Raw genomic sequence first — 11200 nt, 5'->3', positions numbered from 1 at the left:
TGAATGTTTAGCTTATGAAGGTATCCGAATCCTGGCCCTGGCTTTCATCCCGACGCTCCCCCTCCCCCCTTTCCAAGGGGGGTTAGGGGGGATGGAGAGCGCGGGACTTCCCGCCAGGAAAGTTAAATTTGAGGGAATAGGAAATACTTAACTGAGAATAGAGAATTATTTATTTCTGTTTTAACTATAAATATTGAATGCAAAGATAGCAACAAAAGCATAGAGATTCAAGTAAAATGAATACATTTACTCAGATTTACTAGAGAGCCAGATCGAGATACATAATTTTCAAGTTTTTTTTGTTAATACATATCTCTTGTGTCTAATTATCTATATGTGGTACTATAAAAATAATTTAGAAAACCAAGAACTTATTGCAATAGCCAATATCTCGCTCAAACTAAGCAGTAAGAAGTTAAAAAGAAAATTATTCTGAATAGTTTTTTATACTATTATATCCAGCCCGGATAGGAGCGGGATATAACTCAGTATCGCAACGAAATTTAGTGAAAAAAGAGTAACAAGAGGCTCGTATAAAACCAGGGAAAATAAATTATTAAATCCTTGTAAATGGGTTGTTTAACATTATCAAAAAAAAAGTCATTCCTGATGTCTTTGATAAAAGAATAAAGAGTTTGCTGTTTAACAAAAAATAAGGTCTCAAGTTTCCTACCCTTTTAAGGGGATGAAAAAAATATTCGCTATATATCTATATATATTATTTCAATGCCAATGCTTCACTTGGAGGTACTAATAACTGATTTACTAACACTTCGCAAAGTGTCACTACTAACTGATAACTAATACCTGGAATGACCCTGTGGCGCTCGAGCCAACGAACAACTAAGCTTTCAGATTTTCTCGTTCAGTTTAAGTAAGTTTAGTTGAGCGGTATACCGTTGAATAAAAAACTAAGGTTAATTGTCTCTATAGTATTAGAAAAGGAGGATTGATTTGACCAACTAAAGAATCACTGAAGCCAGAACTTTTCGTGAAATTACTTTGTTTCCAGTCTCAACAAAGAATCTTGAGTATATACATAAAAGCCTTAAATTTAACAGGCTAGTACCAAGAAAATAATAACTATACCAATCAACAATCAAAACCCGAGAGTATATATGTTAACTTATCAACGCAAACCTGTAAGTCTATCATTAATATCAACAGACTTGCCAATTTGGTCTATGGTTGAAACTGCAGCAACTCTTTATCATAAAGACCGGGATCAATTCCATATATTATTGCATGAACCTGCAATTAGAGATAAAGAAACATCTTGTGTAGACGAGTTACCAATATCACCAAGTGCTGCAAAACCAAGACTTTTATGGCTAGAAGTTTCTCCATCCAGAGTTATTATGACTATGCAAGGAAATGGTAAATATTGTTATCGCCATGTCTGGGAAAGAGGAGTGTATGGCATCTGTCGTTATTGGCTTCAAGATGATTCATTAAATTTACATTATCAGTTGCGAATGCGTAATTTTACCCGTAACTTAGTTGTTCAGGGAAGACCAATTCCAGATTATCTACGCCTAGAATATGAACTATGGTCTCAAAAGTTACGGATGGGACATTATGTACTAGAACTAGAAATTCATCACTAAATATTTTTTTCAAAATAATCAGGTCCAATCAATTCAAAATTCAAAATTATTAATTCAAAATGGCTTTGTTGCATGAAAGTGGTAGAAGCATTATAAAATAAGGGTTTATCAAGAAAGTATATTAATTTAGAAAGTCTTTCCCTGTAAGGACTTCAGGATATTAGTACAACAAAGCCATTCAAAATTATAACCTCTGCCTGTTTGCTCCGCATTCCGGAGCAAAGTCAGAGGCTTGAAATCAGGAAAATATTTTTGATTTTTTCACTCTTTGAAGAACGAGAAAAAGAATCCTTAATTAAAAAATTATTGAAATTAAGTTTGAACCAAAAATTTTGAACTTTGAATGGGCGAATTTTGAATTCAAAAAATGGTCAATTATCTTGGCAATAACTAACTAGCTTCTCTACCGAAATATCTCCATTGACAGCAACTTTATTGACCTGTTGGCCAGCTTGAGTAATTTGATTTCTGGCCTGATTGAACTTTTTTCTACCTTCCAATGAAGCTTCTACTTGTGTGCTACTTTTAAGACCTAGACTCATATCAATAAATGCTTGAGAAAGTTCCTTGAAAGTTTGAGAGAAATTATTCTGAAACTGCTGAAGATTTTCATCCTTAAGTTCTAGAGCTTCTAACTCCTGAGCAATTTCTTCTAACTGTCCTCCAAGTTTATTAGTTGTTGCAGCATCATAAGAAGTCTCAGTATTGACAAGAGAATTACCCTTGTTAATAGTAGCAATCAATTGATTACACTGGACAGTTTTGCTAGGGCCACAACCAGTGATCGATAAACAAATTACAATAATAGTATTAATAATCGTTAATTTACGAAACATATTTTAAAATCGTGCAAAATCGATCTAGGAGGTACACCTAAGAAGCAAAAAAATCTGGCTCAAGAATAGTAAATATGTCCAAAATACCTAAAAACGTTGATACTAGGCCGACAAATAATTCTCCCTTTGTAATTTCTCTGGGATTGGGATTGCTAATGCTAGGTTTATCCTGGCGTTTATCCGCCATTATTGCTATAGGTACTGGACTAACCTGGATAATCAGCCACTATCAGAAAGAAAATAAACAGCAACAGGATTGCTTGAACAATTTATTTTATCAGTTAATTGAGAAAAATCAGGGATACATTACAGCTTTAGACTTAGCCATGAATTCCCAACTACCAGGAAAAGTTGTCCAAGAGTTTCTTGATGAAAGAGCCAAAGAATTTGGTGCTGAGTTAGAAATTACAGAACAAGGTGGTTTATTATACTATTTTCCTACTTCTGTGTCTCTCGTTGATGGTCAAAGAAAGCAAGAAGTTGAAATTCCTACAGAGCCAATTTTAGGGTACGATAGTCAATTAGTCTCGGAAGAAATTCTTGAAAAAGTTTCAAATTCTTGGACTCCACCACAGTATTCCCGGGTAAATAGTAATCTCAAATCTAACCCAGAAAATCATCAGTTTAAACTTACAAGCAAAGCAGTTTCTCTATCTCTTACCCAAAAAGAATTAGCAACTCGGCTAAATGTTCATAGTAGCACTATTAGTAAACGGAAAACAAAACCTGATTTTAGTCAGTGGAGTAGTCAAAAAGATCCAGAATCAATTTCTTGGAAATATGTAAAAGAGCAGGCAAGATTTTTACCTATAGTCTCAAATTCATAAAATATTCTCTTATCGTTTTAACGAAGTCAGAAGTTAGAAGTTGTTTTTGTCACGGGAATTTTAAGTAACCCTCCAAGAACACTTTGCAAATTAAGGTAGGGTTGAGCAGTCCAACTATTTTGATAAATTCTTAGTTGTTGAATCTAGAATCTAATCAATTATGTCCAAGCATTAATCCCACATTCCGGACTTCAATTTGTAACATAAAAATTAGTATAAAATCCGTAGGTTTATTAAATATTTATACTATGCAAATTATCTCAATTACTTTTTTCGTGCATCAAATTAGGAGTCAAAAATTAAGCGAACGGCCGTTCGCCCCTACGACTATTGATTACTTAATCACGGCAGCTATGATTTTCTCCTGAGAGAATGAATGCACAACTAAAGATTAAGACCTCCAGAAGGCTTAATGTTTGGTGGGTGGGGTGCGAAAAGTTAAATTTTGGTTGCGATTCATAGTTATTGTCGCCTTACCCTCCCCACCCTACGCCTGGATTTAATATTCCTTTTACAAACAGTCTCTGAATTCTGTTTCCTGAATCCTGACTTCTGTTCCTATGCTACATTTTGTGGTGCGGAATGTGGGTTTATAGCTTGACAATAATATAAATTCGTGTTAGAGAGAAGTAGAAGAATGAAAATCAAAGAAAAGTAATGTTTTGAAAAAAAATTTTAACATATAATGGAAAAAATTAAAAATCTTAATTAAACATTACAATAAGAAAAAATCGTAGGTTAAATGTAACAAATGATGCCCCGAATACTCGTCATTGATGATGATCCTGCGATCGCAGAACTCGTTGCCGTAAACTTAGAAATGGCTGGCTATGAAGTTAGTCAAGCAGAAGATGGTATAAAAGGGCAAGCCCTCGCTTTGCAATTATTACCAGACCTGATAGTATTAGATTTAATGCTACCAAAAGTAGATGGGTTTACAGTATGTCAACGTCTGCGTCGTGATGAACGAACAGCGGATATTCCAGTATTAATGTTAACTGCTTTGGGTCAAACCCAAGATAAAGTAGAAGGTTTTAATGCTGGTGCAGATGATTATCTGACAAAACCCTTTGAAATAGAAGAAATGCTGGCACGAGTCCGTGCTTTACTGCGACGCACAGATCGAATTCCCCAAGCAGCTAAACATAGTGAAATACTCAACTATGGCCCTCTGACTTTGGTTCCCGAAAGGTTTGAAGCTATTTGGTTTGAGCAAACAGTTAAACTAACTCATTTAGAATTTGAGTTACTCCATTGTTTGTTACAACGTCATGGCCAGACAGTATCTCCTAGTGAAATTCTTAAGGAAGTCTGGGGTTACGATCCAGACGATGATATTGAGACAATCCGAGTCCATATTAGACATCTGAGAACGAAGATGGAACCAGATCCTCGTCATCCTCGGTTTATTAAAACGGTATACGGTGCTGGTTATTGCTTAGAGTTACCTAGTAATGGCTCGAGTGCTAATAATATGGAAACAGCTAATTGGGCTAAACCAAATAAGGATTGGGTTAGAGAGTCCTAAAATAATTTCCGGTTGAAAAGTCATAATTAGGCAAATCAAATTAGGCCAAAGAGATATTTATTTATTAATGGATAATGGATAATGGATAATTAGATCTCCCTCAAAGGGAGACGATTGACTAAAAGGAAAAAATTTATTTTTTTCCCCTTTATTGGAGATGCTTTAAAGGTGAATTATTTAATTATTAATTATTAATTATTTGGTAAATATCCTACAAAATATATAATTACGATATCTCAACCGGAAATATATATCAGAATTGAGAATTGAGAATTGAGAATTCGGAAGAGAATTCAGATGTTAAATTTTTAGCTTATTAAAGATTAATTATATTTAGTTTATATCTCTAAGAGACTGTTTGTAAAATAAGTATGAAGAGAGCATCACTTGTGATGTGAATCTAAAAGTGGTAATAATTTAAGAGATTGAAATTTGGTAGATAAAGAAGTATTCAGTACTTATGTTCCGAGACTTTTTAAGGGACAAATATTTATTTTGATTTCTTCCTCCCTATTCCCTGTTCCCTATTCCCTATCTCCTTCTCTAAGGATACATATCAAAAATCCCTGAGAGAATTTATAAAAATGATATTCAAAAAAAGCTTGGTTTTGTCATTGCGAGGCCATAATAGAACAAGTTAACTTCCTGGGAAAAGCATATTTTTAGCCGAAGCAATCTCAAGAACTTGGCTACTATCTATACAAAAATACTAAAGATTGCCACAGAAGTAATAATTAGACATTTCCAGAAAAGAAATTTGCCCTTTATTTACTGAATAATTAAGGAACGGGCAAGATGCCCATTCCACAAAACTATTAATCACGGGCAGGATGCCCATGCCACACAAGATGCCCATGCCACACAAGATGCCCATTCCACAGCAGCATGCCCATGCCACACAAGATGCCCATTCCACAGCGCATTTATGCAACGCCAGATATTCTGACTTTTGGGTTGTGAATTTTGACTTTTGTGAAACGGCACGAGTTTGTATAGATCGGGTAAAATTTATAAGTATTGTAAAGTTTTATTGATTTTATAGAAAAACATAGGAAAACAACTAAAAATATCTTAGACTGAGAAAGGAAAGCAGAACAGCTCGTTAAATGTTTACATGAGGGATAATGCAGTTAGTAGAACGCACTATTATTAAAAAAAATCATCCCAATTATAAATCACTTGATGCTCTAGCTTTCTTGTCTAAAAATCTTTACAATATAGCTAACTACATAGTTAGACAAGAGTTTATTAATAAAGGCAATTATCTAGATTATAAAAAGGTTCAAAAGTTATTACAATCTGGAGTAGATTATCAAGCAATACCGGCCAAAGTTTCTCAACAGGTGTTGATTCTTTTAGATAAAAATTGGCAAAGTTTTTTTCAAGCTATAAGAGCCTATAATCAATGTCCAAGTAAGTTTAAAAGCCGTCCTCAACTGCCAAAATATAAACATAAACAGAAAGGTAGGAATATTCTAGTTTATACAAAACAAGCGATTAGTAAACCTCAATTAGTCAAAAATCAGAAGATATTACTATCAAAAAGTGAGCTATTTTTTGAGAGTAAAATAAATTATGATTCTCTGCAACAAGTGAGAATTATTCCTAAGCTTAATTACTATGTGGTAGAAGTTGTTTACGAATCCATTGAAGTCAAATTAGATTTGTCAGAATCTCATGTGGCTTCTGTAGATTTGGGAGTAAATAATTTGGCGACTGTAACATCAAATAAAAAAGGTTTTCAACCCTTTATTATTAACGGCAGACCAGTCAAATCAATTAATCAATTCTATAATTATAAGAAAGGTAAACTACAGTCAGAATTAAAGAAGACTAAAAGTAGTAATCGAATCAAAAGATTATCGACAAAAAGAAATTTTAAGATTGACGATTATCTGCATAAGACTAGCAGGTATATTATTAATCATCTCATAGAAAATCAGATAGGAATTTTAGTAATAGGAAATAATCCTAACTGGAAACAAGGCATAAATCTTGGCAAAAAAAACAATCAAAATTTTGTTCAAATTCCTTTTTTTAAGTTAATAGAACAACTAAAGTACAAAGCCAAATTAGTAGGAATCAAAGTCATAATTAATGAAGAAAGTTATACATCAAAAGCTAGTTTTTTAGATTGGGACGACTTACCAGTTTATCAAAAGGGTGTCAAACACGGATTTAGTGGTAAACGAGTGAAAAGAGGACTTTATAAAGCTTCAAATGGAGTCAAATACAATGCTGATGTCAATGGAAGTTTAAACATATTACGAAAAGCAGTCCCAAACGCTTTTAGCAATGGGATAGAGGGTGTTGTAGTTCACCCCGTTAAGGTAACACTTAATTAAAACACTTGTCTAGGAATATTTTTCTATAGATTTAGTAACTATATATTGTAGATTTTACAAATTATTGTAGGTTTCTAAGAACGGATATATACTATGGGTTGGATGCGATACGTTAAAATAGCCTTAGTCAATACTGTTGGGGCATTAGTAGCAATTATCTGGGTTCCTGTACCTCAAGCAGTGGCACAATCTTCACTTCCTGAGCAAGTCAACTCAGAAATTTCTGTGCTAGAAACTATTAAGTCAATAAACAGCAACTTGAAAATTCCTGAGAAAATAAGTTCACTGCCAGAACTTTACGATATTAGAGAGCAACTAAAAGTAGAACTTGATCGAGTCTCTAAAATGCCCAACCTTGAAGAAGTAAGAGAACCTTGGCAATATCAATACCAGCTACGAGAGTATGAAAAAACTTTGAAAGACTTCCGCACTATAGAAGCAAAAATTCTCAAAGAAGAAAAAGCTTCTCAAAGTTGGAAGGAAGCACTGAGCATAGCAACTAATGCGGTAGCAAAAGGAAAAAAACCACAGGCAAATTATCAAACTTGGCAGGAAGCAGAAAATCTTTGGTTAAATGCAATTGATAGTTTGCGTCAAATACCTCAAGACTCATTGATGACAAATCAAGCGATCGAAAAAATGATCGAATATCAGGGGTATTTAGCAGTTGCCTGTTATGAAAAAGTAATAGCAGCAAGAGCATGGGAAGAGAATACAGAAAATCATAAAAATACCAAAACAATAAATTCTCCACCTATTGCATATAGTTTATCTCCTGGTTTCACTATGTATGGTGATACTAACAGAGATGGGAAAGTAGATGCAGCGGATAAGTCAGGTAGAGAAAGATGGTCTTTATCAGAAGGTGCGTTGATGTTATTTAATAATGATGATGATAATGGCGATTTAATCCCAGACTGGCGAGATGGGGATGTTAATGGTGAAGGTGATGCAGCAGATTTAGCTATTGTTAATATTCAATTGGCAAAAAGCTATAGGGATGCTGAAATTTATATCTCTACGGAAACAGATGTTAGTAACTATATTAATGTATTCCAAAAAACAGAAGCGGGATGGCAACCAGTGGATATTTCTGGTACTGAAGGGTTAATATCTAGGGAGAAAATAGTATTGGGAGTAGAAGCTAAACAATTTGCCGATCGCAATTGGAAAGGGGTAGTTAATTTGAAGGCGATCGCTGAAAAAAATGGTAGACAAATTGCTTCTGATAGTATTCAAATAGGTGTGGTTCCTTGGTTGATGTCTCCTAATACTGCTGCAGTTAGAGAACTTCATGTTAGCGATCGTGGTTTTGCTAATCAAGAGTTTATTGATAAAATCAAGGAAATTATTGAAAAAACAGGAGCAACTGCCAGAATTAATTCTGGTGGTACAACTTGGATGCAAGATACTAAGGAAATAGGTTATGTGCAGTTTCCAAGTCAAGGTAAAACGCGCAACATGAATGTGGTACTCAAAGCTAACCGTCCAGGAGAGAGCGATCGCTATGCTAGAACTCTTCTCAAGGATAATTTTGGTTGGTTTGAAGTTGGTAAACCCAGACAACTAGATCCTCTCAATCGGTGGGCAGATTCTTATGGAAATTTAGAGGTGACTCCACCTTTACCTGGATATCCTATGGGAAGAGTTTATTATGGTAAAGCAGGTGAAGTGGGTATGAATCCTGATATTATTGATTTCATTACAGCACAAAAAATTCAAGGTCCGCCAGTGGATGTTGATACTTCTTGGTTAATGATTCGTCATGTGGATGAAATTATTAGTTTTATTCCTAGTAAGTTTGGCAAACCTTTAATGTTAATTGTGAGTCCAGAAGCGGGGGTAAAGTTATTAGAAGAATTAAGTGAAGAAGGTTATGCTCAAGCTGCTATAAATCGTGGTTTAAGCACTCAAACAACTGTGCGGGCAGCGTTGAAAAATGAAAAATTAATTCAGCATAATCTCTATTTACAAAGGGTAAAATTAAATCCATTAATTGAGAAGTTAAAACAGGAATTTAATCTTAGTGATGACCAGATAATTCAGGTGCCAGCTATGTTTGGATATAGTGGTTATGCTTGGTGGCCGAATATGGTTAATTCGGTGGTAATTAATGGAGAATTATTGGTTTCTAATCCGGGAGGAGCGTTAATTAATGGGAGAGATTATACTGAGGAAAATTTCCGTAGGTTGGTGTCGGATTCTAGTTTAAATATTAATTTTATGGATGATAGATATTATCAGGAATTAAGAGGAAATGTGCATGATGCTACTAATACAACTCGCTTAGGAAAAAATAATCCTTTCTGGGAATCTTTATCTGAGAATATGTCAGATTTTAGAGGGCAAAGTTTAGATATGGTAGATATGAGATAATGTACAACATCAAATCGGGTAGTATCAGAATCAAGAAACCGGGTTTGTGGCAGTAGATGTAAATTTTGTGGGATATATAAAGACAAACCTGGTTTCTTATGGGTTTCCAAAGCTAGCAGATTTGATATGCAGCGTTTTTCAAGTTGATGAACCATATGGTAACAATCAAAACCCTGTAGGGGCGAAAGGGTATTTGCTGTGGTCTACCGACATGAAAACTGCTGTAATATCAAATCCGTTTGATTGGACATAAAAAAATCGGTAGTCCTGCTGAGGAATGGCGAAGATACATAAGTTTTGTAATTTCTTCCCACACTTCCCACACGAACCAACTTCCCACACGAACCAACTTCCCACACCTCCCACACCTCCCACACTCTCTCTACCATTCCTCAGCAGGACTACCAAAAAATCTTCTATCTTCATAACTACTAAATCTTGATGATTCTCTCTCCTCCTGACTCCTCCTTAGTTAAGCAATCTATAACTGTTTAACCGGATTTGATATAATTCCTAATACAGCTAAAAATTTTAAACTTGTATATCGGGGGAAAAAAATGTCAGATTTTATGGATTTTTTGAAGCACAAATATGCTTATGTTGCTCTAGGAGAATTTAAACCAGGAAAGTTTCAAGAAGCAAAAGAACTTTATGAAAAGGCAGTTGCTACTTATAACGAAGGTTTTAAAGGAGCATATTTATTACAGTTGCCAGGAACAGATAAAGGTATTGCTGTAATTTTTTGGGAAGGAGTTGAAAATGTGGATGCTAATCAAAGTGATGCTTATAAAGCAGCATTGGCAGAAATGTCGCATTTATTTGCTAAACCACCAGAAACTAATTTTTATGAGACTGTTACTGAGATTTTGCCAGAATAAGGGGGAATTGAGAATTGAGAATTGAGAATTGAGAATTGAGAATTGAGAATTGATATCAAATCCGGTAGCATCGGTATAATTAGATGGTTAATCTAGGAGTCAGGATGTAGGGACGTTGCTTGAGCATTACAGCGGTTTTCATATGAATAAACCACAATGATACTGACTCTTCACTCCTAACTCTTGACTCCTGACTCCTAACTCCTAACTCCTGACTCCTGACTCCTAACTCCTGACTCCTAACAATGAATTTAGTGGTCTACTCAACTGAAAAGCGCTGTAATGCGTTTTCCGTTCCGGAATGCTGCTCCGGAATGCTTCGCAAACATGTCCGATCTTAGCGGAAAACGTCCGTAGGTCCTCAGGAGGGAAGAGAATTTAGAAAGATTTACTCTTTGCTGAAAATGAATATTTTTTTATACCGAATTAAGCGGATTTGATATGAGAATTCAAATTCTAAGGGAATTTCATCTCAGTCAGATAAATTAGTCGCGAGCATCTTGCCCGCATCAGAGTTCTGAATTTGGAATTCTGAATTTAGAATTCATACCAATATACATAAGCAAACAAGCAGGACTTATATCATGTCCGGTTGAATAGTTATAAATAAAAATGGAGGAGTCAGAAGTCAGGAGTCAGGAGTCATATAGAATCCGGGTAATTAGTTATCGTATTACTGAGGAGTAATGAGTAATGAGTAATGAGTAAGGAGTAAGGAGTAAGGAGTAAGGAGTAAGGAGTAATATCAAATCCGGTTGAATACAAGAGTGTATTGTTGGGGGAGATGGTCCGATTGTCCGATT

9 protein-coding genes are annotated in these 11200 nt (G+C 34.9%); 6 read left to right on the top strand and 3 right to left on the bottom strand.

Translation table 11 applies throughout. The features are described 5' to 3' along the window. Positions 1–1118 precede the first annotated feature (1118 nt). Entirely contained in the window at positions 1119–1607 is a 489-nt protein-coding gene (locus tag F6K40_RS35105) for a hypothetical protein (protein WP_293143248.1), read from the top strand. Between the two features lie 371 nt (positions 1608–1978). On the opposite strand, the gene F6K40_RS35100 is transcribed toward F6K40_RS35105, so the two are convergent. Next, a complete protein-coding gene (locus tag F6K40_RS35100; RefSeq protein WP_293143245.1) occupies positions 1979–2443 on the bottom strand; it encodes a hypothetical protein in 465 nt (154 codons plus the stop codon). Positions 2444–2517: 74 nt separating this feature from the next. Here F6K40_RS35100 and F6K40_RS35095 point away from each other — a divergent pair, with 74 nt between their 5' ends. Next, a complete protein-coding gene (locus F6K40_RS35095; protein ID WP_293143242.1) occupies positions 2518–3270 on the top strand; it encodes a hypothetical protein in 753 nt (250 codons plus the stop codon). A 754-nt stretch (positions 3271–4024) separates the two neighbouring features. Next, the gene (locus F6K40_RS35090; RefSeq protein ID WP_293143250.1) at positions 4025–4798 is read left to right on the top strand and encodes a response regulator transcription factor; all 774 of its coding nucleotides are present in this window, start codon (positions 4025–4027) and stop codon (positions 4796–4798) included. 819 nt (positions 4799–5617) lie between these two features. On the opposite strand, the gene F6K40_RS35085 is transcribed toward F6K40_RS35090, so the two are convergent. Further along, positions 5618–5782, bottom strand: coding sequence for a hypothetical protein (locus F6K40_RS35085; RefSeq protein WP_293143239.1), 165 nt, complete (start codon positions 5780–5782; stop codon positions 5618–5620). A gap of 140 nt (positions 5783–5922) precedes the next feature. On the opposite strand from F6K40_RS35085, the gene F6K40_RS35080 reads away from it, so the two are divergent. After that, on the top strand, positions 5923–7143 hold the full coding sequence (locus F6K40_RS35080; RefSeq protein ID WP_293143236.1) for an RNA-guided endonuclease InsQ/TnpB family protein: 1221 nt from the start codon (positions 5923–5925) through the stop codon (positions 7141–7143). 93 nt (positions 7144–7236) lie between these two features. Continuing rightward, positions 7237–9519: a protein-arginine deiminase family protein gene (locus tag F6K40_RS35075; RefSeq protein WP_293143233.1), complete on the top strand. Its 2283-nt coding sequence runs from the start codon at positions 7237–7239 to the stop codon at positions 9517–9519. 203 nt (positions 9520–9722) lie between these two features. Here F6K40_RS35075 and F6K40_RS35070 read toward each other — a convergent pair whose 3' ends face one another. Beyond that, positions 9723–9908 carry a hypothetical protein gene (locus F6K40_RS35070; protein WP_293143230.1) on the bottom strand — a complete coding sequence of 62 codons (186 nt, stop codon included), beginning with the start codon at positions 9906–9908 and terminating at the stop codon, positions 9723–9725. Positions 9909–10076: 168 nt separating this feature from the next. Here F6K40_RS35070 and F6K40_RS35065 point away from each other — a divergent pair, with 168 nt between their 5' ends. Continuing rightward, positions 10077–10397, top strand: coding sequence for an antibiotic biosynthesis monooxygenase (locus F6K40_RS35065; protein ID WP_293143227.1), 321 nt, complete (start codon positions 10077–10079; stop codon positions 10395–10397). Positions 10398–11200: the final 803 nt, after the last annotated feature.

The organism is Okeania sp. SIO3I5 (genome assembly GCF_010672085.1).
Taxonomy (GTDB): Bacteria; Cyanobacteriota; Cyanobacteriia; order Cyanobacteriales; family Microcoleaceae; genus Trichodesmium.
This window is presented reverse-complemented; position numbering and strand designations above follow the sequence as displayed.